Below are 24,875 nucleotides of genomic sequence, written 5' to 3'. Positions count from 1 at the left end.
TTTAGAGCACCCCCGCTTGGGTCAGTAGCGCTGCGAGCCGGTCGCGCTGTTCACCGGTGGGCGGCACCTGCGGAAGCCGCGGTACGCCCATATCCAGGCCCTGCAGGGCCAGTGCCGCCTTCGAGAAGGTCACGCCGCCGAGGCCGGCCATGGCCTCGTAGACGGGCCCGAGGGAGGCGTTGATGTCCTTGGCGCGGGCGTTGTCGCCCGCGAAGTAGGCGTCGCGCATCGCGCGCAGCTGCGGCGCGACGACGTGCCCGATGACGGAGACGAAACCGAGCGCGCCCACGGAGAGCCAGGGCAGGTTCAGCGGGTCGTCGCCGGAGAGGAACTGCAGGTCGGTCTCGGCGATGAGCCGGGCGCCGGCGCCGAGGTCGCCCTTCGCGTCCTTCACGCCGATGATGTTCTTGTGCTCGGCGAGCCTGCGCAGCGTGTCCGTCTCGATCGCGACCACGGACCGCGGCGGGATGTCGTAGAGCAGCACGGGCAGGTCGGTGGCGTCGGCCACCGTCGTGAAGTGGGCGAGCAGTCCCGCCTGCGGGGGGCGGGAGTAGTACGGGGTGACCACGAGCAGTCCGTGCGCGCCCGCCTCGGCGGCGTCGCGCGCGAAGACGGCGGACTCGTCGGTGTCGTAGGTGCCGACGCCCGCGGTGATCTTCACGCGGTCACCGACGGCCTCGATGATGGCCTTGAGGAACTGAATCTTCTCCCACGGCTGGGTGGTGGGCGACTCTCCCGTGGTGCCCGCGACGATGAGCCCGTCGCAGCCCTGGTCGGCGAGGTGCGACGCCAACTTCTGTCCGGCTTCGAGGTCCAGCGTGCCGTCCGCCTTGAACGGGGTCACCATCGCCACGGAGATCGCGCCGAACGGGGTGGTGGGCGTTGTGGTCGCCGGGGTCGCACTCATAAGCGCTAAGGCTACCCACCCGATCCGGAATCGTTCCTATCGGATCGCGGAACGACTACCGCTCGCGCCGGTAGGTCAGGTGCCGGTAGCGCAGGCCCGACGACGACTCCCGCCAGCCCGCGTCCTCCTCCAGCGCGAACTCCGCGGGGATCGACGGTGCGCGGGTGTCGCCCACGATGTCGGCGTCTACCTCGGTGACGGCGAGGACATCAGCGAGCGGCAGTGTCGCGGCGTAGATCTCGCCGCCTCCGATGACCCAGACATCGCCGTCCGGGACGGTGGGCTCGTGCTGGACGACGGCACCGTCGGCCTGCCACGACCGGTCCCGCGTGACCACGATGTTCGTGCGGCCCGGGAGTGGGCGGAATCGCGGGGGCAGCGAGTCCCAGGTGCGCCGGCCCATGAGAACGGTGCTGCCGGCGGTGCTCTCGCGGAAGAACGTCATGTCCTCCGGGATGTGCCAGGGGATGCCGCCTTCGGCGCCGATCACTCCCCCGCGCGCCTGCGCCCAGATGAGGCCGATCACTAGACGGCCACCGGGGCCTTGATCGCGGGATGGTGCTGGTAGTCGTGGACCGTGATGTCCTCGTACGCGTAGTCGAAGATGCTGGCCCGCTCGGCGAGTTCGAGCCGGGGGTACGGGTACGGGTCGCGGCTGAGCTGCTCGGTGACCTGCTCCACGTGGTTGTCGTAGATGTGGCAGTCGCCGCCGGTCCACACGAAGTCGCCGGGCTCGAGGCCCACCTGCGCGGCGACCATGTGGGTGAGGAGCGCGTAGCTCGCGATGTTGAACGGCACGCCGAGGAAGAGGTCGGCGCTGCGCTGGTAGAGCTGGCAGCTCAGCTTGCCGTCCGCGGCGTAGAACTGGAAGAACGCATGACAGGGCGGCAGCGCCATGTTCTCGATCTCGGCGACGTTCCACGCGGAGACGATGTTGCGCCGGCTGGACGGGTTGGTCCGCAGCGTCTCGATCGCCGCGCTGATCTGGTCGATGTGCTCACCGTTCGGGGTGGGCCAGCTGCGCCACTGCACCCCGTAGACGGGGCCGAGCTCGCCGTCCGGCGCCGCCCACTCGTCCCAGATGGTGACGCCGTTGTCCTGCAGCCACCTGACGTTCGAATCGCCACGCAGGAACCACAGCAGCTCGTACGCGATGGACTTCATGTGCACCCGCTTGGTGGTGATGAGCGGGAAGCCCTGGGACAGGTCGTACCGGAGCTGGCGCCCGAAGACGCTCCGCGTCCCGGTACCCGTGCGGTCCGGCCGGTGCGTGCCGTTCTCCAGCACGTCGCGGAGCAGGTCTTCGTAGGGCGTCGCGATCACACCCTCAGTCTAGAGCCGACCCCTGACACGCGGCGGTCGCGGCGCGTGCCCGCGTCTCCGGCGCCGGTCAGCCGGCGTTCAGCGCCGCGCGGGCGACGCGCTGCTGGCCGATCTCGGCGAGGTTCTTCATCAGCTCGGCATTGACCCACGCGACCTGGTTCCCCACGGTCAGATCTGCGTCCGGCGGCCAGGGGAACCCCGACGGCTCGTCCAGGCGCTCCTCGGTAAGCGTGTCGAGGACGGTCAGCCACTCGTCGCGGATCCCCGTCAGCCAGGCCACCGCACCGTCGGGCCCGGGCCACCGCACGGACTCGCGCTCCCGGACCGGGCGGCCGAGCAGGTGGTCGGCGGTGGTGCTCCACCACCAGCCGATGTGCCAGCTGAGCCACGCCATCGTCGGGACGGGAATCGGGTCGGGCTCGGTCTCGGCCCAATCGGCGATCCACACCCCGTCGTCGCCACGGCGCATCGTCCAACACAGGGCCGCCGGTTCCCACCGGAAGTCGTCGGGCGTCAGCTCGGCGAGATGCACCTCGCCGAGCGCCCAGGTCAGATCGAACTGCCACCGCAGGAGGTCGAGCCGCGATTCAGCCACCACTCGACTCTATCGGCGTCGGGCTCGTCGCCGCCCACTGTGAGCCCGAGCGCGCTGTGAATCCACGGCTCGGATCGACACGAAGCAGGATTCGGCCTTGTGCGCAGCTGAGCCGTGGATTCCCGGTGGGCGATCCGCCTCACTGCCCCATGAGCTGTGCGGCGACCGTCGCACCGAGATTCCAGCACGCCTCGACGTCCGCCTTCGACGGCTTGCCCGACACCACGACGTGCGGCGTCACCTTCTGCCACCCCAGCCCGGCGGTGATCGAGTCGACGGCCCGCTCGGCTCCCTCGCCGCCCTCGTTCGCGTGCAGGTACAGCCCGAACGGCCGGTCGCGGGTCGAATCGAGGCAGGGATAGTAGATCGTGTCGAAGGCGTGCTTGAGCGCACCGGACATGTAACCGAGATTCGCGGGCGAGCCGAGGACGTAGCCGTCCGCGGCCAGTACGTCCGACGCGGTCACGGCGAGCGCCGCGCGCCGCACCACCTCGACGCCCTCGATGTCCGGATCGGTGGCCCCCGCGATCACCGCCTCGAACATCTCCTGGCAGTGCGGAGACGGCGTGTGGTGGATCACCAGGAGCACGGCCATCAGCGGGCCTTCTTCTCCATCGAGACGGCGCGGGTCATCCACTCCCGCGCGCGGGAGCGGTCCCCCGCGTAGTCGTAGGCGCGGGCCAGCCGGTACGCGTTCACCCACGATTCCGGATCGGCCTCGTACTCCGCCTTGACGTCGGAGAACAGTGCGTCCGCGGCATCGCGCTGCACGCGGCCCGACGGCATCGTCGGCAGGTCGGAGACGTCGAGGTCGCGGCCGAGGGCCTTCGCCGAGGCGGCGAGCTTCTGGTGCGCATAACCGTTGCTGAGCACGGACCACAGGATCCAGAGGCCCACGAGGCCGACGAGGACCATGCCGGCGGCGAGGCCCAGGTTCGCTCCCCCGCCGCGACGGGCGATCATCCACGCCCACGCGCCGATGAGGCCGATGTACATGAGCATCGCGACCGACAGGAACCCGATGACCAGCAGCTGGCCCAGGTTCCCCCGATCGCGGCGCTCCACGACGCTCACAGATCCATGAACGGCTCGATGCCCACCGTGAGGCCGGGCCGCGAGGAGATGCCGCGCACACCGAGCAGGACGCCGGGGACGAACGAGCTGCGGTCGAGGGAATCGTGCCGAATGGTCAGGGTCTCGCCCTGCGTGCCCAGCAGCACCTCCTGGTGCGCGACGAGACCCGCGACGCGCACGGAATGCACGCGGACGCCGTCGACCCGGGCGCCGCGCGCGCGATCGAATTCGGCCGAGGTGGCGTCGGGCATCTTCCCGCGGCCGGCCTCTTCGCGGGCCTCGGCGATGAGCTCGGCGGTGCGGGTGGCGGTGCCGGAGGGGGCGTCCGCCTTGTGCGGGTGGTGCAGCTCGATGATCTCGACGGAGTCGAAGTACTTCGCAGCCTGCGCGGCGAAGCGCATGGTGAGCACGGCGCCGATGGCGAAGTTGGGCGCGACGAGCACCCCCACCTCGGGCTTCTCGGCGAGCCACTCGCGCACGGTGTCGAGCCGGTCGTCGGTGAACCCGGTGGTACCGATGACGGCGTGAATCCCGTTGTCGATGAGGAACTTCAGGTTGTCCATCACCACGTCGGGGTGGGTGAAGTCGATGACCACCTGCGTGTTCGAGTCGAGGAGGCCGGTGAGCATGTCACCCGCGTCCACCGCCGCGCTCAGCGACAGGTCGTCGGCCGCCTCCACGGCATCGACCATGGCGCGGCCCACCTTGCCGCCGGATCCCAGGACACCCACGTTCAGCATGCGCCCGACGATACCCTTGCTCCGTGACCGCCCGACCAGACGTTCCCGACGAATGGATCGACCGCCTCGCCGGGATCCTCGAGGCCTTCCCCGAGTGCGTCGCCGACCGCGCCTGGGTGGGCACGCGCTGGCGCGTCCGCGGGGCGACGGTGGCCCACGTCTTCGGCGGGGAGGACCAGCAGTTCCGGCTCATCTTCCGCGCCGAGCCCGGCGAGGTCCCGGCGTTCGAGAACCTCGGCGACCCGTACTTCCGGGTCAACTGGGGCGAGAGCACCGTCGGCATCATCGTCGACGAGCGCACCGACTGGGCCGAGGTCGCCGAGCTGCTCACCGACTCCTACTGCGTGCAGGCACCGGCGTCCCTCGCCGAGCTCGTGGAGCGACCCGAGGCCGCCGGGCCCTAGGGTTGCCCCATGGACGTGACCATCCGGACCTTCGTCGGTGACACCGACGCGTGTTTCGACGTCGTCCACCACGCCGCGACGGAGGACGCCACGCGGGCGCTGGCGGCACCGTCGGGACTGATCTGGGTGGACGTGCTCGACCCGACCGAGGCGGAGTTCGCGCCCTTCGTCGAGGCGATGCGGCTGGACAAGCTCGCCGTGGAGGACGCGCTCACGGTCCACGAACGCCCGAAGTCCCTGCGCTACGGCGAGATCATGTTCGTCACCGCGTACACGATCGCCGAGGACGGCGCCACGAGCCGGCTCTCGCTGTTCCTCTTCGAGCACGGAGTGCTGACGGTGCGCCTCGGCCACGGCTTCCCGGTCGACGACGTCGCCGAGAACATCTCGGACAACGCGGATCTGCTGCAGTACGGCCCGAAGTCGCTGGAGCTGATGCTGCTGGACGCGGTCGTCGACGGCTACACGGCCCGGATCACGGCGGTCGATGAGCGGCTCGACGACGTGGAATCGATTCTGTTCGACGGCCGCTCGAGCGACCGCGTCTCCCAGACCACCTTCGACCTGCACAAGCAGGTGGGCGACCTGCGCCGCATCGTGCTGCCGATGCGCGACGTGGTGGGCTCGGTGCTGCGCCGGGTGTCCGCAGCGCCCGACCTGCACGAGTTGCTGCCCTACGCCGAGGACGTCTACGACCACACCATGCGCGCCGCGGACTGGACCGAGGGCCTGCGTGACAACGTCGAATCTGTCCGCTCGACCAACCTGGCGCTGGTGGACAACCAGCTCAACACCGTGATGAAGAAGCTCACCAGCTGGGCCGCGATCATCGCGGTCCCCACCGCCATCACCGGCTACTTCGGCCAGAACGTGCCCTACCCGGGCTTCGGGAAGGAATGGGGCTTCTGGCTGAGCCTCCTGACGATGATCGCCCTCGCCGGTGGGCTCTACGCGGCGTTCAAGCGCCGCGGCTGGCTCTGAGTCCCGGCCACCAGTTCGCGGTGCCCGCGATCCGCATGAACGCGGGCAGCAGCACCAGCCGCACCAGCGTCGCGTCCAGCAGCACGGCGATCGCCAGCCCGACGCCGAGCATCCGCATGAACGACACCTCGGAGAAGCCGATCGCCGCGAAGACCACCGCCATGAGCAGCGCGGCGGCCGTGACCACCCGCGCCGTGCTCGCGATGCCGCGGGCGACGGCCTCGTCGTTCGCGGCGCGGTCCCGGCCGGGCAGGTCCTGCCACTCCTCGCGGATCCGGGACAGCAGGAAGACCTCGTAGTCCATCGACAGGCCGAAGGCGATGCAGAACATCAGAACGGGCATGTCCGCGATGAGGTGGCCGGTCACCGTCGTCCCGAGCCCGCCGAGGTGGCCCTCCTGGAAGACCCACACCATCGCCCCGAAGGTCGCCGAGAGCGAGAGCACGTTGAGCACCAGCGCCTTCAGCGGCAGCAGCACGCTCCCGGTGAGCAGGAACAGCAGCAGGAAGGTGGTCACGGCGATCGCCGCGAGCACCCGCGGCACCGCCCCGAGGATGGAGTCCACCGCGTCCCGGTCCGCCTGCGCCGCACCGGCGAAGAGCGTCGGGGCGGGCGCCGGGACTGCGCGCAGCGCATCCAGCTGGGCGCGCCCCTCCTCCGATCGCGGGTCGTGCTCGCTCGCCACCGTCACCAGGCGCGCGAAACCGGCTCGGGCCGTCGGGTCGCCGTCGGCGACGCGGGCGCCGCGCAGCCACGTCCCGTCGGGCCCGACGACCGGCCCCGTGCCGGTGGTCCGGGACAGGTCCCGGGCGTAGTCCTCGGTCCCCGACGGTGCCCCCTCCGGCAACAGGATCAGGACGTCGGCGGCGGGGTTCGGGCGGAAGCCGGTCCGCAGTTCGTCGCCGACGGCGTGCGACGAGGCCGTGGTCGGCAGCGCGCGGTCGTCGGGATAGCCGAGTTTCGCGCCGAGGAAGGGTGCGCCGAGCGCGAGCAGGAGTACCACCACGGCGATGCCGAGCGGGACCGCCCGGCGCTGCACGGCTTTCACCGCCCGGTACCAGCGCGACTCGTCCGCGGGGCGCGGCCCGCGGCCCACGCGGAGCTTGTCGATCCGGTCGCCCAGGAGTGCCAGGATCGCCGGCGTCACGATCAGCGTGGCGAGTGCCGTGAACGCGACCACGACCAGGCCGGCGTACGCGAAGGAGCGCAGGAAGTACATGGGGAAGAGCACCATCGCGGCCAGGCTGAGCCCCACCGTGATCGCGGAGAACAGCACCGTCCTCCCGGCGGTCGCCATCGCGACGACGAGCGCCTCGTCACGGCCCCGGCCCGGTACCTCCTCGCGGTACCGGCTCACGACCAGCAGGGTGTAGTCGATGGCCAGCGCCAGGCTCATCGCGGTGATGAGGTTGAGCGCGAACACCGAGACGTCGGTCGCCTCGGCCACGAGCCGCAACAGCCCGGACGTAGCGATGATGGCGGCGATCCCGACGACGACGGGCACGGCGGCGGCGACGAGCCCACCGAAGGCCCACACCAGGACCAGGAAGGTGAGCGGCAGGGCGATCAGCTCCGCGCGCACCAGGTCCTCGCCCGACTGCTCGTTGATCTGCAGGTAGGTCATCGCCTCGCCCCCGGCCTCGATCCGCACCCCGTCGGGCGGGCGCGGCAGGCCGTCGACGATGGCGCGGGCATGGTCGGGCGCGTCCCCGGTACCACCGGCGAGACTCGCGACGACGAGACCGATGCGACCGTCCGTCGAGGTCAGGCGGGCCGCGGCGGCGGGATCGGACCACGCGGAGACGGCTGACTGGACCGCCGGAGTCCGCCGGAGTGCGTCGGTGACGGCGCGACCGTACTCGGCGGCTGCGGGCGCCGCGTCGGGCTTCTCCGAGCGCACCGTGAGGACGAGCGAGGAGCCGCCGCGACGGAAGTCGTCCTCCAGACTCCGCTGCGCGCGGGCGGATTCGGCGGCGGGGTCGGTGCTCCCGCCGCTGCGGAGCGCGCCGCCGACGCCGGCACCGAGCCACCCCAGCACCACGAGCAGGAGCAGCGACGCCGCGAGCACCGTGCGGGGGCGCGCAGCGACGGCGCGGGTGAGGCGGGCGATCACAGCGCCGCGAGGAAGGAGCGGACCTCGTCGAGGCATCCGGCTGCGCGCATCCGCTCGTCCTCGAACAGCACCAGGAAGTCGGCCATCTCGAAATCGGGGTCGTACGAGGGCATGCCGCAGACGATGCCGCCGTACCGGACCGCGATGCGAATCGTCGGCGGCACCAGGTCCGCGTCGGCGCCCTCGGGCCGCGGGAGCTCGGCGATCGGGACCCCGTCGACGGCGACGGGCCGGAGGGGGTCGGCGCGCACCGCCCCGTCGGCGAGGGCGTCGTTGTCGGCGAGGAAGCCGAGCGCGGCACGGACCAGGGCGGCGCGCGGATGCACGCCGTCCTCCATCCGGACCGACATGCAACCCATCGCGTACCTGAAGCCCGATCGCTCGTAGAAGGCGAGAAGCGCGATCCGCAGGAGCACCGACACCACGCCGCCGCGATAGCCTGCGGCGATCGTCGCACGCCCCCACTCCGCGACGTCGTCCGCCATCGCCGCGAATGCCGGGCTGAGGCGGAACATACTGGTGGTGAACACCTCCCGCTGCCCGCTGGGCGCGGGCAGGATGATCCGGTAGCAGCCCACGATCTCGTCGGTCGGGTCGTGCCGCACGAGCAGGTGCGCGCTGTAGTCGTCGAACCGGTCGACGTCGATCGGCCTGCCGAGTCGCTCGCTGAACACCGCACCGGGCAGCGGCGCTCCCATTTCCGTGGAGAAGGCGTCGTACCGCAGGGCCTGCGCCCGTTCGACGTCGTGCGGGTCCTCGGCGACGAAGACCGTGAACGGGGTGCGCTCGGTCGCCGCGAAGAGCACGGTGCCCGCCGGTGTCCGCGTGGTCATGACGACTCCTCCTGGTACAGCGCGCGGGCGATCTCGCCCGCACGGACGGCGACGTTGGACAGCAGCGTGGTCCCGAGCCCGTGGCCCGGGAGGTCGGCGCCCTGCACGTAGAGGCCGGGCACCGCGGTGCCGTCGATCACGGCGAGGTGGGAACGGGCGACGCGGATCGTCGCGTCGGGCGGTGCCACGCCGTCCAGCCCGGTGAGGCCGCCCGGCTCGAAGCCCGTCGCACACACCACGGCGTCGACCGTCACGGCCGTGCGCTCGCCGGTGGTACGGCGGCGCAGCACCGTCTCGACCCCGCCGTCGCGCGCCTTTCCGGCGGTGACGACCTCGCTGGTGCGGTGCACGCCCAGCCGGCGTGGGCCGCTCACGTTCTGGCGGTACCACCGGTCGTACAGCTCCCGCGTCAACGCGTGCTCGACCGCCGCGTAGTTGGTGTTGCCGTGCCGGTGCAGCAGAGTCTCCCGCACCTCCGGTGCCGCGGAGGCGAACTCGTCGACCACGTCCGGATCGAAGACCTGATTGACGAACGGACTCTCGTCGACGTCCGCGAGGCCGAAGCCGTGGAACGCCATGTCCACGCGGGCGCCGCAGTCGTGCAGGTGCAGCGCCACCTCGGCGGCCGACTGCCCGCCGCCCACCACGAGGAATCGCGCGCCCGCGACGCCGTCGGGCAGATCTCGCTCCAACTCGCCGAGCCGAGGAACGAGGTCGATGTTGTGGAAGACGCGACGCGGATCGAGCCCGTCCGTCCACACCGGCAGTACCGGCCGCAGGCCGCGCGCGACGACCACGGACCGGGCGCGGGTCACCCGCTCATCGCCGTCCGGGCCCCGATGGCGAACCGCGAACCGCGGACCGTCGGGGCAGCGGGACAGTCCCGTCACCGTGCGGCCGTACCGCACCCGATCGGCGAACGACGCAGCCGCCCAGGCCAGGTAGTCCGCGAACTCGGCGCGCTCGGGGGTCAGGACGGCGCGATTGACGAAGTCCACGAGCCGGCCGCGGCTGCCGAGATAGGCAACGAAGGAGTACGGGCTGGCCTGGTTGCGCAGCGTGACCAGATCCTTGAGGAAGCTGATCTGCATGGACGTACCGGGAAGCAGCATGCCGGGATGCCATGCGAAGCGTTCGCGGCGCTCCAGGAACCGCACGGTGCCGATCCGGTCGGGCGACTCCGCGAGCGCAATCGCCAGCGCCAGGTTGGCGGGTCCGAATCCGACCCCGAGTACGTCGACGACGTCGCCGTCGTCCACCGGATCCTTCGCGCGCATCACACCCTTTCCCACCGGGTCGGGGCGGGTGCTGATCATCCGCCTGGACGGATCGTACTCCCGGAAAAAACCTGTACACCGTACTTGATTCCAGAGGTTTTGCGCTTTGCAGTCCGAAAACGGACAGGGGTTCTTCAGGACCCCGGCGCGGGCGGGGGTTCCATCGGCAGACGGGGGTTGTGCAGGTGCGCGACGAGCCCCGTCCACCCGGTCTGATGCGTGGCGCCGAGCCCCTCACCGGTGTCCCCGTCGAAGTACTCGTAGAAGGTGGGATGCTGCGCCCAGAGCGGGTTGTCGCTCCCCTCGATCCGGCCGGCGTCGGCGGGGCGGCGCGCGCCGCCACCGTCGGCGCGCGCGACGGGCCGGAACAACCCGACGAGGCCCTCGTCTATGACGTCCGCAGCCTCCTCCAGCGTGCACAGGTTGTCGGAACCGGTGGGGATGGCGATGGTGAAGGAGTCGCCGAAGTGCCGGCCGTAGGTGCGGAGCTTGTCGGCGAGCAGCACGTTCACCGGGAACCACACGGGCCCACGCCAGTTGGAGTTGCCGCCGAACATCCCGGTGGTCGACTCACCGGGTTCGTACTGGATGGAAACGGTGTTCCCGTCCACATCCTCGGTCACCTGCTGCTCGGCCTTGGAGAGGGAGCGGATGCCGTAGGGCGCCAGGAACTCCGCCGGGTCGAACATGCGCTCCAGGACCCGCCGCAGCCGATCGGGGCTGACCAGCGAGAGCAGCATCCGGCCGTCGCCGGCGCCGTCGGCCGCGGCGCCCGAGAGCACCGGTTCGACGAGCTCCGGTCGGCGCGAGCGCAACCAGTTCAGCCGCGCCGTCACGTCCGGGCACTCCTGAGCCGCCCACACCGGGACGTCGGTGGCGCCGAGCAGCGGGAGCAGGCCGACCATGGAGCGCACGCGCATCGGCAGGGCGCTGCCGTCGGGCCGGACGAGGACGTCGTAGAAGAAGCCGTCCTCCTCGTCCCAGAGCGACAGGCTGTGCGAGCCGAAGTTGTAAGTGGCCTTGGAGATCTGGAGGAAGTGCTCGAGGAACTTGGTGGCGCAGTCCTGCCACACCGGGTCGTGACGGGAGAGCTCGATGGCGATCTTGAACATCTGCTGGCAGTAGAACGCCATCCAGCTGGTGGCATCGGACTGTTCGAGCCGGTACCCGGGCGGCAGGGGCGCGGAGCGGTTGAAGAAGCCGATGTTGTCCATGCCGAGGAAGCCGCCCTCGAAGACGCCGGCGTCGTCGGAGCCCTTGCGGTTGACCCACCAGGAGAAGTTGAGCAGCAGCTTGGTGAAGACGCGCACGAGGAAGTCCTGATCGCGCCAGCCGTCGATGCGGTAGACGTGCCAGGCCGCCCACGCGTGCACCGGTGGATTGACGTCGCCGAACTCCCACTCGTACGCGGGCAGTTGACCGTTCGGGTGCATCGCCCATTCGCGGCACATCAGGACGAGCTGCTCCTTGGCGAACTCGGGGTCGACGTGCGCCAGCGGGATGCAGTGGAAGGCCAGGTCCCACGCGGCGAACCAGGGGTACTCCCACTCGTCGGGCATCGAGATCACGTCGGCCAGCGAGAAGTGCTTCCACGTGGTGTTCCGGCGGCCCGGATCGGCGCGCTCGCGCGGCGACGGGTCGACCGCCGGGTCGCCCTCGAGCCAGGACTCCACGTCGTAGCGGTAGAGCTGCTTGTTCCACAGCATGCCCGCGTAGGCGCGGCGCGCGACGGCGCGGTCCTCGCCCTGCACGTCCTCGTGGATCACGGTGCCGTAGAACTCGTCCGCCTCGTCGCGCCGGTCGGCGAAGACGGCGTCGAAACCGGGGCCGAACGTGTCCAGCGTCGGCTCGGTGCGCGCGAGCCGCAGCCGTACGCGCACGCTCTCCCCCGGCGGCACGGACGCGAAGCGGTACCAGAGCGCCACCTTCGTGCCGTGCTCCTCCGGGTTGACCGCCGCCTCGTCGCCCTGCACGACGCGCTTGGTGATCCCGTCCTTCGGGTAGGGCGAGGCGTTCGCCGCGGCACCGAAGAGGTCCACGGCGTCGGTCTCGTTGTCGCAGAACAGGAGCTGCGGGGCGCCCTCGGCCGCGAGGTGGTACTCGCCGAGCCACTGGTGCGTCACGCGCACCGCCTCGAGCCCGCCGGCCTGCGGCGACCGCACGCGGGTGATCTCACCGCGGCGCTCGTCGTGGCCCCAGGCCCAGGTGTTGCGCAGCCACAGCTGGGGCAGCAGGTCCAGCGGGGCGGGCGACGGACCGTGGTTGACGGCCTCGATCTCGACGCAGATGTCGTCGGGCGCGGCCTTCGCGTACCGCACGTGCACGTCGAAGAACCGGTTGTCCGCGAGCACGCCGGTGTCGGCGAGCTCGTACTCGCGCTGCGTCCGGTCGCGGGCGGCGTTGCCGTCCCGCAGCTGCTGGTACGGGTACTCGGCCTGCGGGTACCGGTACATCCAGTGCATCCAGCTGTGGGTGGGGGTCCCGTCGACGGGCCACCAGTACTCCTTGACGTCCTCGCCGTGGTTGCCCTGCGCATTGGTCAGGCCGAACAGGCGCTCCTTGAGGATCGGATCGTTGTGGTTCCACAGGCCGACGGCCAGATTGAGGAAGCCGTAGCGGTCGCAGATGCCGCCGAGTCCGTCCTCACCCCACCGGTACGCGCGGCGGTGCGCCTGCTCGAAGCCGAAGCTCGCCCAGGCGTCGCCGCTGCCGCTGTAGTCCTCCCGCACGGTGCCCCATTGGCGCCCCGCGAGGTACGGGCCCCACAGGCGCCACGGTCCGTCGGGCCCCGGGCTCTCCGCGAGGCGGCGGTGTTCGGCGGTGGATTCGGTGGTCTGCACCGGAGAATCCTCCTACACCGCGGGCCGCGCCGCAGGAGGTGGACCGAGCCGAAGGCGAACGGGCTCGAACGGGCATTCCCGGGACTCGGGCGTCCTCCTCACGAATTCGAGTTCTGCGCGGGCGCACGTGCTCCTGAGCACATGCGCGCCGCCAGAAGCCGACATCGTGAGCGATCAGCGCGCGGAGACCGCCTGCGCGTGCATCTCCCAGAACAGGATCTCGGCGGGCTCGGTGGCGGTCGCCGTGAGCGCGCCGGTGTGGACGGTGCGCAGCGCGTCGCCCTCCCCGAGCCGGTCGTCGCCGACGGCGACGGCACCGGAGACGACGAACAGGTGCCCGTACGGCGCCGCCGGCAGGACGACCGACTCCCCCACCGCGAGCCGGGCGGCGTGCAGTGCCGCGGCGTCGTTGTTGATCGCGACGGCCGGGTCGCGGCCCGCCATCCCCGAGGCGACGAGGACCAGGCCCCGCCCGTCGAGCGGGACGTCGGCGGTGCGGTACTCGGGCTCGCCGCCGGGCTCGTTCGGCGGCAGCCACATCTGGATGACCCGGGCGACGACGCCGGTGGCGCGCGGATTCTGCTCCCGGTGGTTCACCCCGCTGCCCGCGCTCATCGCCTGCACCTGGCCGGCGCGGACCAGTCCCGTCTCGCCGGACGAATCGTCGTGGTGCACCTCGCCCGCGATCACCCAGGTGACGATCTCCGCGTCACGGTGGAAGTGCCGGTCGACGCCCGAGCCGGGGTCGATGAGGTCGTCGTTGTGCACGAGCAGCTGCCCGTGCGCGTTCTCACCCAGATCGAAGTTGCCGGTGAAGGGCATCGACTGCCGCGTGTAGATCCCCTCGCCGCGCCAATGCGTGCGGTCGGCGGCCGGGACGATCCTGCTCTCGCTCACCCCGACAGCGTAGGCCGGTACCGCCGTCAGACTCCGGCGGGCAGCCCCGCCCCCGACGGGGAGACGAGGATCTTCACCGCGGTCTCGTTGTGGTGCAGCAGAGTGTCGTAGCCGACGGTGACGAGCTCGTCGAGGCCGATCCGCCCCGTGATGAACGGCGCGAGGTCGACGGTGCCGTTCTCGACCAACGCGATCGTCTCGGCGTGGTTGTTGACGTAGGCGATGGTGCCGCGCATGTCGATCTCCTTGAGCACCAGCTTCTGCATGTCGACGCTGCCCGGGTGGCCCCAGATGGACACGACCACGAGCACCGCCTGCGGGCGCAGAGCGTCGAAGAGCGTGTCCAGCGCGGGCTGCACGGACGTGCACTCGAAGCCGACGTCCGCGCCGCGGCCGCCCGTGAGGCCGCGGACGGCCTCGACGACGTCGACCTGCGTCGGGTCGAAGACGTGGTCGGCGACGCCGGTCTCGGCCGCGCGGCTGCGACGCAGGGAACTCGGCTCGCTGATCGCGACGGTCAGCCCCTTCGCCTTGCACACCGCGGCCGTGAGCAGCCCGATCGGCCCCGCGCCGGTGATGAGCGCGAAGGCTCCCGCCCCGGCGCCGGAGCGCTGCAGCGCGTGGTACCCGACCGCGAGCGGCTCGATGAGCGCGGCCTGGTCGAGCGGCACGTCCTTCGAGACCCGATGCACCCAGCGGCGCTGCACCACGATCCGCTCCGACAGGCCGCCGCCGCGGCCGCCGAGGCCGATGAAGTTCATGTTCGGCGAGAGGTGGTAGTCGGTGCTCGCGGGGCCGGTGTCCACGTCGTCGGCGATGATGTACGGCTCGACCACGACGTGATCGCCCACCTGCAGATCGTCGACGCCCGCGCCGACCGCGGCGACGACGCCGGACATCTCGTGCCCGATCGTCAGAGGCGCCGCTTCGCCGCTGACGGGGTTCGGGTGGCCGCACGGGGGCACGAAGATCGGCCCGTCGACGTATTCGTGCAGGTCGGTGCCGCAGATGCCGCACCACGCGACGTCGATGGCGACCGAGCCGTCCGTCACCTCGGGTGCGGGGACGTCCTCGATCCGGACGTCGTTGCGGTCGTAGTAGCGCGCTGCTCGCATGGGATTCCTCCGGTCGGGACGTGTGATCCGTCCCACAGTCGCCGCGGTCCGCGTGCCCCGTCGATCGTTGCAGCGGGTTGCAACCTACAGCGGCGCGGAGCCGCGGACGTGCTCGAAGACGAGCGACGTGTTGGTGCCCGCGACCTCCTCGCGTGCGCTGAGGTACTCGACGAGGTGCCGCAGGTCGTCGGTGTCGACGGCCGCGATGTGCAGAAGGTAGTCGTCGCCGCCGGCGAGGAAGTAGGCGTCGATGACGGGCGGCAGGTCGATGACCGACTCCACGAACTGCCGGATCCGGTGCCGGGCGGTCGAGCGCAGGGTCACCGCGATCATCGCGCGCAGCGGCCGGCCCACGGCCGCGGGATCGACGTCGGCGTAGAAGCCGCGGATCACGCCCGCGTCGGTCAGTCGCCGGACCCGGGTGTGCACCGTCGACGGGGCGAGGCCGACCTCCTCGGCGAGGGCGGCGTTGGAGACCCGTCCGTCGCGCTGGAGCACGAGCAGGATGCGCCGGTCGGCATCGTCGAGCAGCGGGCGACGATCGTTCGACGAAGGTGGGCGATACGCCGTTCTCACAGAATGTACGTCAGCCATCTCCCACTCCTTCAGAATCTTCTTCCGTGCCCTTGATCGGTTCTCGATGTTTCTTCAGACTATGTGACACAAGCCACCCTCGCCTGACAGGAGCACACGATGCGCGTCGGAATCCCCACCGAGATCAAGAACAACGAGTACCGCGTGGCGATCACGCCCGGCGGTGTCGCCGAGCTCACCCGCCGAGGCCACGACGTCCTGATCGAGGACGGCGCGGGCGTCGGCTCGGCGATCGCCAACGACGACTTCACCGCGGCGGGGGCCCGCATCGTCCCGACGGCGGACGACGTCTGGGGCGAGGCCGAATTGCTGCTCAAGGTCAAGGAGCCCATCGAGCCCGAGTACGCGCGGATGCGGCCGGACCAGACGATCTTCACCTACCTGCACCTGGCGGCCTCGCGCCCCTGCACCGACGCGCTCCTGTCCTCGAAGACCACGTCGATCGCGTACGAGACGGTCCAGCTCCCCGACGGCTCGCTGCCGCTGCTCGCCCCGATGTCCGAGGTCGCCGGCCGGCTCGCGCCGCAGGTCGGCAGCTATCACCTGATGCGCTCCAAGGGCGGCCGCGGCGTGCTCATGGGCGGCGTCCCCGGCACCGCGCCCGCGAAGGTCACCGTGATCGGCGGCGGCGTCTCCGGCATCAACGCCGCGCAGATCGCCGCGGGCATGGGCGCCGACGTCACCGTCTTCGACCTGGACGTGCGCAAGATGCGCGCCGTCAACGCCCAGTTCGGCGGGCGCGTGCACACCAGCTACTCCACCTCGCTCGCGCTCGAAGAGGCCGTCGTCGAGTCGGACCTGGTCATCGGCGCCGTGCTGATCCCGGGCGCCGCGGCACCCAAGCTCGTCTCCACCGACCTGGTGCACCGGATGCGCCCCGGCGCAGTGCTCGTCGACATCGCGATCGATCAGGGCGGCTGCTTCGCGGACTCGCACCCCACCACACACGACGATCCGACGTTCACCGTCGGTGAGACCGTCTTCTACTGCGTCGCCAACATGCCGGGCGCCGTGCCGCGCACCTCCACGTTCGCGCTCACCGGCGCGACCCTGCCCTACGTGCTGCGCATCGCGGACCAGGGTTGGAAGGCCGCGTGCTCCCAGGACGCCGCGCTGGCCGCGGGCTTGTCGACGCACGACGGCGTGCTCCTCAACGCCGGCGTCGGCGAGGCCTTGGGCATCGAGTCGAAGGCACCCGAAGCCGTCCTGGCCTGAGGCACGACGTCACCTGCGCCGGTTCACCATTCGCCGGCGTCCAGGTACTGCGCGAGGTTGGCCATGCGCCGCTGCACCGCGGCCACCTCGCGCACGCACTGCTCGAGGAGCCCGCGGTCCAGGGAGGACATCCGCCGGATGGACAGCACATCGCCCGGCACCCGCCCGGCTCCCATCTGCTCCACCTGGTGCTCCATCCGGAGCCGTTCGAGGATCGAGAAGGCCTCGCGCAGCACCTCCGCGGAATCATCGGGCAGCACGGGCGAATCCGCGCCCGCCGCCAGCCGGTTGCGGGTCTGCAGCTTGGTCGAGCCGCGGCTCAGCGCCGCCCAGCGGGCGATGTTCACCACCGGCACCAGCGCGTGCGCCTTGATGTCGAAGGTGCCGCCCCGCAGCGAGATCACGTCGCGCACGGAGCGCAGGCGCGCCTTCGCGGTCAGCGCCTCGCGCAACATCAGGATGAATGCACGGGGATGTTCCGAAAGATGTTGATACACACCGGCCACGGGCTGCAGGGTCAGGTCGCCCCACACGGGGCGGCCGTCCACCAACAGCGAGGCCATCATCATCGCGTTGTTCGACAGCGGCGCGTCGATCCACTCACCGGCCGCGTACAGCCACTCCGATTCGGTGCGGCAGAAGCGGGTCTGCGCGGCGACCGCCCCGTTGGTGTCCGAAGGGATGCCGCACTCCTCCAGCCGCTCGTGGACGGCGGCGGCCAGGGCGAGGGCGGCGGACCGTCGGACCTCGATCTGCTCCGCCGTGTCGCCGGGCACGTCCTTGAGGATGATGGCGCTGTCGACGTCCGAGCTGGGCACCACCTCGCGGCGCGAGACGCTGCCGAGCGAGAGCCAGGTGAAGTCACCCTCCCGCAGCTCGGGATGCACCGGCAGCTCGAGCTCGATGCAGCGGCGCACCATGGCCTCGATCGCGACCGCGGCGACGCCGGAGATGTGCCGGACCGGCGCCTGCTGGCCCCACAGCACCGGGAAGATCTCACGGATCGTGGCGCCGATCTCCGGCAGCTCCGCGGCCTCGGCCCGCTCGATCCGGCGCTGCAGCGCGAAGGTCGACGTGGTGGGCACCGTGAGGAAGTCGACGTCCTGCACCACGCCCCGCACGGCGGCGTGCTCATCGAGGACCGCCATGTAGTGGAGCTTGCGGTCCAGCATCTCGATGAGTACGTCGGACGAGAGCGCCGACTCCGGCACGGCGGCGAGCGGCGCCGTCATCACCGCGGTCACGGGATCGGTGACGGGACGCCCCACGGAGATCACGCGGGCGCGCAGGTCGTGGTCGGTCACGATGCCCAGCGGCTCGCGCGACGCGCTCTCGACCAGGATGTAGCCCGATTTGGCCGCCGTCATCGCGGTGGCCGCCTCCTGCACCGTGACGGTGGGCGGGCAGATGACGGGCGGGCGCCGCACGATCTCCCCCGCAGTCCGTTCGCGCACCTCCTCGGCGGACACGGCCGTGGTGGGCTTCGCGAGCTCGGTGGCCAGGAAGGCCGCGCCGGCGGGAGTGGAGAACATGTCGCCCACCGCCCAGGCGGGCAGGCGCAGCAGCGTGACGTCGGACAGCGCGACCGCGCGCGGCCCGCCCTTCGCGCCCACCAGGATGACCACGTACCCGAACACGCCGCCGGGGCCGACGACCTCGTCGACGTCGCCCACCTCGGTCGGCGAGGCCGCCGGGAAGTTCCACACCCCGACCCGGCCCGCGAGCACGACGAAGGCGTGGTCGGGCGAAGCGGACAAACCGTCGAGGATCGTCGCGCCCTCGGGAAACTCGCTGACCGACGATTCGGCCGCGAGACGTGCGCGAACGTCGTCGGGCAGCCCGTCGAACGGCGCATGACCGGAGAGGAAGGCGAACAGCTCCCCGAGGTCCGAGAAGTCGGTCATGGACCTATGTTTACACGCTCGTGCCGATCGACATCCCGAAGTCATCTCTCGGTAACGCGTCCGCGGAAGCGTTGCGAGGTCTACATTCCCATCCAGCGCACAACCCCATGCGCACCGATACGTCGAGGAGAAAGACTCATCCATGACGCATTCCGTCGATAAGTTCGCGGCCGAGCAGGAGGGCTACAAGCAGACCCTCGGTCGGCGACACGTGCAGATGATCGCCATCGGCGGCGCCATCGGCACGGGCCTGTTCCTGGGCTCCGCAAGCCGCCTCAACAGCACGGGCCCGGCCCTGTTGTTCAGTTACGCCTTCGTCGGCGTGATCGCCTTCTTCTTGATGCGCGCCCTCGGCGAGCTCGTGCTGTACCGCCAGAGCTCGGGCGCCTTCGTCTCCTACGCCCGCGAGTTCTTCGGCGAGGCCGCCGCCTACGCCGCGGGATGGCTGTACTGGATCTTCTGGGCGCTCACCGGCGTCGCCGAGCTCTCGGCGGTGGCGGTGTATGTCAGGAAGTGGTGGGAGCTGCCCAACTGGATCTCGGTGATCATCGCGCTCGCGGTGGTCCTGGTGATCAACCTGCTCTCGGCGCGCGCCTTCGGCGAGTTCGAGTTCTGGGCGTCTGTGCTCAAGGTCGCGGCGATCGTCGTCTTCCTCGTCGTCGGCCTCGTCATCGTGGTCGGGCAGATCACCGTGGGTGAGGGCGAGCAGGCGCACAAGGCCGGGATCTCCAACCTCTGGTCGAATCCGGGCGGCTTCTGGCCGCACAGCGACACCTTCGGCTGGATCGCACCGATCGTCGTGATGTCGGGCGTCGTCTTCGCGTACGCCGCGATCGAGATGGTCGGCATCGCCGCGGGCGAGATGCAGAACCCGCAGCGCGAGGTGCCCAAGGCCGTCAACTCGGTGATCCTGCGTATCGCGGTCTTCTACTGCGGCTCGATCTTCCTGCTCGTCTGCATCCTGCCGACCAGCCAGTACGGCACCCGGAACGCCGAGGGCGACCTCGAGTCCCCCTTCGTCACCGTCTTCGAGCGCATGGGCATCAGCTGGATGGCGACGCTCATCAACGGCGTGCTCATCGTCGCGGCCATGAGCTCGCTCAACGCCGGCCTGTACACCACGGGCCGCATGCTGCGCAGCCTCGCCGCCAGCCGCGAGGCCCCGAACATGTTCATGAAGATGAGCAAGTCGGGCGTCCCCGCCACCGGCATCATCGTGACGTCGATCTTCTACGTGCTCGGCGCCGTGCTCAACGCGCTCGTCCCCGGCCACGCCTTCGACATCGCCCTGGAGGCCTCCGCCATCGCGGTCGTCGGCGTGTGGAGCCTGATCTTCTTGTGCCACATCCGGTACCGGAAGCTCTCCGACGCGGGCATCGTCACCAAGAGCCCGTTCCGCGCCCCGCTCGCACCGTTCATGAGCTACGTCGGCCTGGTCTTCCTGTTCCTCGTCCTCGTCGGCATGGCCTACTCGGGCTACAAGTCCGACGGCGGCTTCTGGGACAAGACGAACCTCATCGTCGTCATCCTCGGCATCCCCGCCTTCGTCGCCATCCTGGCGATCGGCTGGATCGCCGTGAAGCCGAAGGTGCTCGAGCACACCGGCGGCGACCTCTCGCCCTCCTGGTCGCTCAAGGACGCCCCGAAGAAGTAGCGCACGTCCCTCGGACGCCCGCCGGTTCGCCGGCGGGCGTCCGTCGTCTCTCGGGACCGGGACGGGACGCGCCTGCGACCGGACGCCGACGGGGCGGTGACGCGGCGCTCCTAGCGTCGGCACCGGCCGTCCGCACCGGGCGAGGCGGCTCGTCACCAGGGAGAGAACCATGTCGATCCTCATCGCCGCCGGTCGCCGGCTGCTCCTCGCCACCGTCGCCGCGGCCGCGCTGGGCGTCCCCCTCGCCGCCGCGGCCCACGCCGCGCCGGCCGCGCCCGTGGCACCGACCGTGCACGTCGCGCCCGGCACACCCGCGCCCGCCACGGGCACCGGTGCCGGCGCCCCGGGGAAGCCCGCCCCGCCCGTCCTCGGCGCACCCGGTAAGCCCTCGCCCTCGCCCTCGCCGGGCACCGCGCCCGGAGCGCCCGCGGGACCGCCACACGCCTGACCGCCGGCGGCGCCGTTCACCCGCGATTCATCGTGTGCGATTACGTTGCCGCCATGACCACCCGCTCCCGCATCCTGTCCCGCGCCGCCGCGCTCGCGGCCGCCGTCACCGTCGCACTCGGCAGCGGGGCGGTCGCCGCCCCCGTCTGGGCGGCACCGTCGGGCTCCTTCGACCTGCAGTCGCATCGCGGCGGCCGGGGGGAGCACACCGAGGAATCGCTGTACGGCTTCGCGCGGTCGCTCGAGCTCGGGGTGACGACGCTCGAGCTCGACGTCGTGCTCACCAAGGACGACGTCCCGCTCATCTGGCACGACCCGACGGTGCAGGCCGACAAGTGCACCGACACGGCGCCCGCGACGCCCGGGGACAAGCAGTTCCCGTACGTGGGCAAGACGATTCACGACCTCACGTACGCCCAGGTGCAGACCCTGGTCTGCGCGAAGAAGCTGGCGAAGTTCCCCGCGGCGAAGGTGGTCGAGGGCAACCGGATCGCGACGCTGCCGCAGCTCTTCGACCTGGTCGCGCAATACCAGGGCAACACCGCGCGGTTCAACATCGAGACCAAGATCGAGGCCGAGGAGCGCGCGAAGTCGGCGGAGCCCGCCGCCTTCGTCACACAGATCCTGGGTGCCGCGCGACGCGCGGGGGTGCTCGACCGGATCACGGTCCAGAGCTTCGACTGGCGTTCGCTGCCGCTGGTGCGGGCGCAGGCACCGTCGGTGCCGCTGGTCGCGCTGTACGACGCCACGACGTGGAAGAAGGGCTCCGCCTGGCTCGGCCCCGTCAGCTACGAGAAGTCCGGCGGCGACGTCGTCCGGGCCGCGACGGAGGCCGGCTTCGACGTGCTCTCCCCCGATTACGAGCTGTCCGACGCGAAGACGGTGGCCGCCGCGCACGCCGCCGGGCTGAAAGTCATCCCCTGGACCGTCAACGACGAGAAGGACATGCGCGCGCAGCTCGGGCTCGGCGTCGACGGCATCATCACCGACTACCCCACGCGCCTGCGCGGCGTGCTCGCCGCGGCGGGGAAGCCGCTCCCCCGGGCGTTCGCGAAGTAGTCCCTGGCGGGACGAGGCACGTCAATCCCGCCGCGCCGGGGCCGATTCCGCGAGGAAGGCGGACAACTCGTCGGCGACGGTCCGCGGGCTGTCGATCATCGCCAGCACGTAGCAGTCCGCCAGTTCCACGAGCCGACCGCGCGGCAGCAGGTCGGCGAGCCGCCGCCCGTGGTCGCGCGGCATGACGGTGCCGTCGGCGATCCAGAGCACGAGGGCGTCGCCGGTGAAGGCGCGCAGAGCCTCGGTCCCGCGCACGAGGTCGGCGCGGTCGAACGGAGCGCGGGCGTGTTTGAGCAGGTCGCGGCGGATGAGGGGATCCTCGATCGCGGGACGGGTCCAGGCCCGCATCGTCGCGTCCGGAACGTCGCGCGCCATGCGCCCGAAGAGGATCGGCAGGCGCCGGACGGCGCCGATGCGCAGAGCACGTAGGCCGAGCGTCAGGCCGGGCAGGCGTGCGGCGACCGTGGCCGCCTTCCCGGGGAGGCCCGGAGGGAAGTTGTCGAACGCGGTGCTCGGCAGGATCACGAGCCGGCCGATCCGCTCGTCGCGCCCGAGCGCCGTCAGAAGCAGGCCCCCGCCCCAATCGCTGTGCACGAGGACGACGTCGCGCAGGTCGAGAGCTTCGAGGAAGTCCGCGATGAGGTGGGCGATCCCCTCGTTCGACAGGTCCGCGTCCGCGTTCAGCGGGATCGGGTGGGCGCCGAGCGGCAGGTCCGGCAGCAGGTAGCGGTGCCCCTGGGGCAGCAGCGGCAGCACGGCGTTCCACACGGTGTGGTCCATGAGCAGGCCGTGCAGGAGGACGACCGGCGGACCGTCGCCGAACTCCTCGTAGTGGACCCGGCCCGCAGAGACGGACACCTCCGGCATTCCCATCACCTCCATTGGAGCGTTCACTCTAGAGCGGATACTCTAGAATCTAGGGCGTGATGGTCGACCGGTCAATGCCCACCCGCGAGCGCCTCGTCGTGGCGATGGGCGAACTCCTGCGCCGCCAGGGCTACGGCGCCACCACTGTCAAGCAGCTCACGGAGGCCGCGGGCGCCACGATGGGCTCGCTCTACCACCACTTCCCCGGCGGGAAACCCGAGGTCGCCGCAGCGGCGCTGCGGTCCTCCGGAGCCGCGTACCTGGCGCTGCTCCCCACCCTGCTCGACGGTGCGCCCGACCTCGACGACGCGATCCCGGGTGCCTTCGCGCTGGCCGCCGAGCACATCGCCGAGGCGGGCTGGATCACGATGTGCCCCGTCGGAACCGTCGCGGGCGAGGTCGCCGACTCCGAGCCCGAGGTGGCCGCCGCGGCGGCGGAGGTCTTCGCGGACTGGATCGCCGGCGGCACCGCGTACTTCGCCGCGCGCGGCCTCGAGGACGCGGCAGCGCGGGAACTGACACTGGCGGTGCTGAGCTCGCTCGAGGGCGCGTTCATCCTCGCGCGATCGCTGCGCAGCCCGGATCCCCTGCTGGCAGCGGGATCCGCGCTGCGCGAGCATGTACGACGGGTCGCCACCGGTACCCCCGGCCGGGCCGAACACGGCGCAGCGGGAACGGCCTAGCCCGGCCGGTCCGCCGCGTTCAGCCCAGCCAGTTCCGGACGGGAGACGGCACGCCGCGCTTCCCGCGGTGCGGGCCGAGGACGGCGCCGCCGAAGGGCTGCGAGAGCAGGTCCCGCGCGACGCGGTTCACGTCCGCCGCCGAGACCTTCTCGATCGCGGTGAGGGTCCGGGCCACGGTGCGCTGGTTCTGGTAGTTGACCTCGCTGCGGCCGATGCGGTGCATCCGGGACTGCGCGTCCTCCAGCCCCAGGACGAGGCCACCACGGAGCGAGCCCTTGGCGCGCGCCAGCTCCTCGGCCGTGAGGCCGTCGTCGCGGACGTCCTCGAGGACCTTCCGCGCCACCGTCGCCACTTCCCCCAGCCGCTCCGGGGAGCACCCGGCGTACACCGAGAACAGCCCGGTGTCGGCGTACGTGTCCACGGCCGAGTACACCGTGTACGCGAGGCCGCGCTGCTCCCGGATCTCCTGGAACAGGCGCGAACTCAGACCGCCGCCGATCGCGGTGTTGAGCACCGACAGCGCCCACCGGTCCGGGTGGAACCGGCCGTAGGCGCGGGTGCCCGCGACGAGGTGCGACTGCTCCCCGTCGCGATTCACGACCTCGAGGGTCGGCGCGCCCGGCCGGCGCCGGACGCCCGTGCGTACCGGGACGGAGTCGGCGGCACCGTCGAGGCGGCCCGCGAAGGCCTTGCGCGCCAGCTTGACCACCTGCGCGTGCGTGACGTTCCCGGCGACCGAGAGCACCATCCGCTCGGGCGTGTACCGCCGGCGGTGGAAACCGCGCAGCCGCGCGGCCGTCATCGCCGAGACCGACTCCTCGGTGCCGAGCACGGGCCGGGCGAGCGGGTGATCGCCGAACAGGGCCGCGGTCGCCGCCTCGTTGACCAGGTCCTCAGGGTCGTCGTCGCGCATGGCGAGCTCCTCGAGCACCACCTCGCGCTCCACCTCGACGTCCGCGGGGCGGCACAGGCCGCCCAGGACCACGTCGGTCACCACGTCGACCGCGAGCTCGAGGTCGGTGTCGAGCACGTGGGCGTAGTAGCAGGTGTGCTCCTTCGACGTGAAGGCGTTGATCTCGCCGCCCACGGCGTCGACCTCGGCGGCCAGCGACGCCGCGTCGCGATGCGGCGTCGCCTTGAACAGCAGGTGCTCCAGGAAGTGCGCGGACCCGGCGGAGGCCGGGTGCTCGTCGCGCGAGCCGACCGCGACCCACAGGCCCACGGCGGCGGACCGGGACCCCGGCACCGTCTCCGTGACCACGCGCAGGCCGCCGGGCAGGACGCTACGACGAACGGGGGCACCCGATCCGGATGCCCCCGCCCGCGCAGCCCGTGATGTAAGGCTGCTCAGTT

At 71.1% G+C, this 24,875-nt stretch carries 24 protein-coding genes; 7 read left to right on the top strand and 17 right to left on the bottom strand.

Annotation, left to right across the window (positions count from 1 at the left end; genetic code table 11):
- Position 1: 1 nt before the first annotated feature.
- The 7 genes from dapA to dapB form a co-directional block, all read right to left on the bottom strand.
- Positions 2–907 carry a 4-hydroxy-tetrahydrodipicolinate synthase gene (gene dapA / locus BLW32_RS10660; protein ID WP_068742179.1) on the bottom strand — a complete coding sequence of 302 codons (906 nt, stop codon included), beginning with the start codon at positions 905–907 and terminating at the stop codon, positions 2–4.
- 55 nt (positions 908–962) lie between these two features.
- Entirely contained in the window at positions 963–1,433 is a 471-nt protein-coding gene (locus tag BLW32_RS10655) for a dihydrofolate reductase (protein ID WP_068742180.1), read from the bottom strand.
- The gene (locus BLW32_RS10650) at positions 1,433–2,230 is read right to left on the bottom strand and encodes a thymidylate synthase (protein WP_068742181.1); all 798 of its coding nucleotides are present in this window, start codon (positions 2,228–2,230) and stop codon (positions 1,433–1,435) included. The genes BLW32_RS10655 and BLW32_RS10650 overlap by 1 nt, the downstream gene beginning before the upstream one ends.
- A gap of 67 nt (positions 2,231–2,297) precedes the next feature.
- Entirely contained in the window at positions 2,298–2,825 is a 528-nt protein-coding gene (locus BLW32_RS10645; protein WP_068742338.1) for a DinB family protein, read from the bottom strand.
- A 139-nt stretch (positions 2,826–2,964) separates the two neighbouring features.
- On the bottom strand, positions 2,965–3,420 hold the full coding sequence (locus tag BLW32_RS10640; protein WP_068742182.1) for a flavodoxin family protein: 456 nt from the start codon (positions 3,418–3,420) through the stop codon (positions 2,965–2,967).
- Entirely contained in the window at positions 3,420–3,899 is a 480-nt protein-coding gene (locus BLW32_RS10635) for a hypothetical protein (protein ID WP_331710757.1), read from the bottom strand. The genes BLW32_RS10640 and BLW32_RS10635 overlap by 1 nt, the downstream gene beginning before the upstream one ends.
- A complete protein-coding gene (gene dapB, locus BLW32_RS10630) occupies positions 3,896–4,639 on the bottom strand; it encodes a 4-hydroxy-tetrahydrodipicolinate reductase (protein ID WP_068525003.1) in 744 nt (247 codons plus the stop codon). The genes BLW32_RS10635 and dapB overlap by 4 nt, the downstream gene beginning before the upstream one ends.
- A gap of 23 nt (positions 4,640–4,662) precedes the next feature.
- Between dapB and BLW32_RS10625 the strand changes: the two genes are divergently transcribed.
- Positions 4,663–5,043 carry an MmcQ/YjbR family DNA-binding protein gene (locus tag BLW32_RS10625; protein ID WP_068525002.1) on the top strand — a complete coding sequence of 127 codons (381 nt, stop codon included), beginning with the start codon at positions 4,663–4,665 and terminating at the stop codon, positions 5,041–5,043.
- A gap of 9 nt (positions 5,044–5,052) precedes the next feature.
- Positions 5,053–6,024, top strand: a complete 972-nt coding sequence (locus BLW32_RS10620; protein ID WP_068525001.1) for a magnesium transporter CorA family protein — start codon at positions 5,053–5,055, stop codon at positions 6,022–6,024.
- On the opposite strand, the gene BLW32_RS10615 is transcribed toward BLW32_RS10620, so the two are convergent.
- The 7 genes from BLW32_RS10615 to BLW32_RS10585 all read right to left on the bottom strand — a co-directional run bounded on the left by BLW32_RS10615 (position 6,002) and on the right by BLW32_RS10585 (position 15,693).
- On the bottom strand, positions 6,002–8,137 hold the full coding sequence (locus BLW32_RS10615; RefSeq protein ID WP_068742183.1) for an MMPL family transporter: 2,136 nt from the start codon (positions 8,135–8,137) through the stop codon (positions 6,002–6,004). The genes BLW32_RS10620 and BLW32_RS10615 overlap by 23 nt on opposite strands.
- On the bottom strand, positions 8,134–8,970 hold the full coding sequence (locus BLW32_RS10610) for a GNAT family N-acetyltransferase (protein WP_068524999.1): 837 nt from the start codon (positions 8,968–8,970) through the stop codon (positions 8,134–8,136). The genes BLW32_RS10615 and BLW32_RS10610 overlap by 4 nt, the downstream gene beginning before the upstream one ends.
- Positions 8,967–10,286 carry a SidA/IucD/PvdA family monooxygenase gene (locus BLW32_RS10605; RefSeq protein WP_197467609.1) on the bottom strand — a complete coding sequence of 440 codons (1,320 nt, stop codon included), beginning with the start codon at positions 10,284–10,286 and terminating at the stop codon, positions 8,967–8,969. The genes BLW32_RS10610 and BLW32_RS10605 overlap by 4 nt, the downstream gene beginning before the upstream one ends.
- A gap of 95 nt (positions 10,287–10,381) precedes the next feature.
- Entirely contained in the window at positions 10,382–13,087 is a 2,706-nt protein-coding gene (locus BLW32_RS10600; RefSeq protein WP_068524998.1) for an MGH1-like glycoside hydrolase domain-containing protein, read from the bottom strand.
- A 174-nt stretch (positions 13,088–13,261) separates the two neighbouring features.
- Positions 13,262–13,984 (bottom strand): pirin family protein, encoded by a 723-nt coding sequence (locus tag BLW32_RS10595; RefSeq protein ID WP_068742184.1) that lies wholly within the window; start codon positions 13,982–13,984, stop codon positions 13,262–13,264.
- Positions 13,985–14,010: 26 nt separating this feature from the next.
- Positions 14,011–15,099 (bottom strand): 2,3-butanediol dehydrogenase, encoded by a 1,089-nt coding sequence (locus tag BLW32_RS10590; protein ID WP_068524996.1) that lies wholly within the window; start codon positions 15,097–15,099, stop codon positions 14,011–14,013.
- 84 nt (positions 15,100–15,183) lie between these two features.
- A complete protein-coding gene (locus BLW32_RS10585) occupies positions 15,184–15,693 on the bottom strand; it encodes an Lrp/AsnC family transcriptional regulator (protein ID WP_068742185.1) in 510 nt (169 codons plus the stop codon).
- A gap of 99 nt (positions 15,694–15,792) precedes the next feature.
- Here BLW32_RS10585 and ald point away from each other — a divergent pair, with 99 nt between their 5' ends.
- On the top strand, positions 15,793–16,908 hold the full coding sequence (ald, locus tag BLW32_RS10580) for an alanine dehydrogenase (RefSeq protein WP_068742186.1): 1,116 nt from the start codon (positions 15,793–15,795) through the stop codon (positions 16,906–16,908).
- 23 nt (positions 16,909–16,931) lie between these two features.
- Here the strand turns inward: ald and BLW32_RS10575 are convergent, their stop codons facing one another.
- Entirely contained in the window at positions 16,932–18,812 is a 1,881-nt protein-coding gene (locus tag BLW32_RS10575; RefSeq protein ID WP_068626660.1) for a putative nucleotidyltransferase substrate binding domain-containing protein, read from the bottom strand.
- Between the two features lie 142 nt (positions 18,813–18,954).
- Here BLW32_RS10575 and BLW32_RS10570 point away from each other — a divergent pair, with 142 nt between their 5' ends.
- The 3 genes from BLW32_RS10570 to BLW32_RS10560 all read left to right on the top strand — a co-directional run bounded on the left by BLW32_RS10570 (position 18,955) and on the right by BLW32_RS10560 (position 21,972).
- A complete protein-coding gene (locus BLW32_RS10570) occupies positions 18,955–20,466 on the top strand; it encodes an amino acid permease (protein WP_068524992.1) in 1,512 nt (503 codons plus the stop codon).
- Between the two features lie 169 nt (positions 20,467–20,635).
- The gene (locus BLW32_RS10565) at positions 20,636–20,914 is read left to right on the top strand and encodes a hypothetical protein (RefSeq protein ID WP_068742187.1); all 279 of its coding nucleotides are present in this window, start codon (positions 20,636–20,638) and stop codon (positions 20,912–20,914) included.
- 53 nt (positions 20,915–20,967) lie between these two features.
- A complete protein-coding gene (locus BLW32_RS10560; RefSeq protein ID WP_068742188.1) occupies positions 20,968–21,972 on the top strand; it encodes a glycerophosphodiester phosphodiesterase family protein in 1,005 nt (334 codons plus the stop codon).
- 21 nt (positions 21,973–21,993) lie between these two features.
- Here BLW32_RS10560 and BLW32_RS10555 read toward each other — a convergent pair whose 3' ends face one another.
- A complete protein-coding gene (locus BLW32_RS10555) occupies positions 21,994–22,839 on the bottom strand; it encodes an alpha/beta fold hydrolase (RefSeq protein WP_068742340.1) in 846 nt (281 codons plus the stop codon).
- A 59-nt stretch (positions 22,840–22,898) separates the two neighbouring features.
- Here BLW32_RS10555 and BLW32_RS10550 point away from each other — a divergent pair, with 59 nt between their 5' ends.
- Entirely contained in the window at positions 22,899–23,522 is a 624-nt protein-coding gene (locus BLW32_RS10550) for a TetR/AcrR family transcriptional regulator (protein WP_225535557.1), read from the top strand.
- A gap of 19 nt (positions 23,523–23,541) precedes the next feature.
- On the opposite strand, the gene BLW32_RS10545 is transcribed toward BLW32_RS10550, so the two are convergent.
- The gene (locus BLW32_RS10545) at positions 23,542–24,873 is read right to left on the bottom strand and encodes a M16 family metallopeptidase (protein WP_068742189.1); all 1,332 of its coding nucleotides are present in this window, start codon (positions 24,871–24,873) and stop codon (positions 23,542–23,544) included.
- Between the last annotated feature and the right edge of the window lie 2 nt (positions 24,874–24,875).

Source organism: Tsukamurella tyrosinosolvens, assembly GCF_900104775.1.
Classification (GTDB): Bacteria; Actinomycetota; Actinomycetes; order Mycobacteriales; family Mycobacteriaceae; genus Tsukamurella; species Tsukamurella tyrosinosolvens.
The sequence above is the reverse complement of the archived record's forward strand: the minus strand, read 5'-3'. Positions and strand labels throughout refer to the sequence as shown.